This window comes from Bartonella sp. MR168JLCBS (genome assembly GCF_042194175.1).
On record NZ_JBHIMP010000292.1, the window covers coordinates 1 to 797 of the forward strand.

A 797-nucleotide genomic window follows, 5' to 3' on the forward strand; every position below is an offset into this window, starting at 1 on the left:
TTTAAATGGTCGTGAAGTAACTAAGCGTGATGTGCGTATGGCATTGGCAGATGTTTCGCACAAAGCTTTTGATGCTGAGCGCCATGTCTTGCATTCAGTTCCAGTCTCTTATGTATTAGATGGAGATAAAGGAATTTCTGATCCTATCGGCATGACAGGGGAATTATTTGGTGTAGATGTGCATGTTGTAACAGCGGAAACAGCGTCTTTACGTAATTTAGAAGCTTGCATTAATCGTGCGCATTTGAGCGTTGAAGCAATGGTTGTAACTCCCTTTGCAAGTGGTCTTGCTGTTTTGATGAATGATGAGGCGCATTTAGGAGCAGCTTGTATTGATTTTGGTGGTGGAACAACAACATTTTCAGTATTTTCTGAAGGAAAATTTGTCCATGCCGATGCGCTTGCCGTTGGGGGATATCATGTGACTCTCGATGTTGCGCGTGGATTCTCTATGTCTATTACCGAAGCAGAACGTTTAAAGGTTGTCTACGGTTCAGCACTTCTGACAAGTGCTGATGAGCGGCATATGATTAATGTGACAGAGATTGGCAACAAGCCTGGTGAAATCCAATATCCACGTGCTGTTCTAGGACGTATCATTCGTGCACGTGTTGAAGAAATATTGGAGATGGTGCGTGATTGTTTGAATCGTTCTGGTTTTGGTCACATCATTGGTAAGCGTGTTATTTTGGCCGGAGGAGCAAGCCAGTTAACAGGGTTGCCAGAAATGGCCCGTATTATATTGGGAAGAAATGTTCGTATAGGGCGGCCTTTAGGCATTTCTAGGCTTCCTTCTC

At 43.8% G+C, this 797-nt stretch carries 1 protein-coding gene; it reads left to right on the forward strand.

What is annotated here, in order from left to right; genetic code table 11:
• A partial coding sequence (gene ftsA, locus ACFIK8_RS10950; RefSeq protein WP_375669443.1) for a cell division protein FtsA occupies nt 1-797 on the forward strand: 797 nt, incomplete at both ends.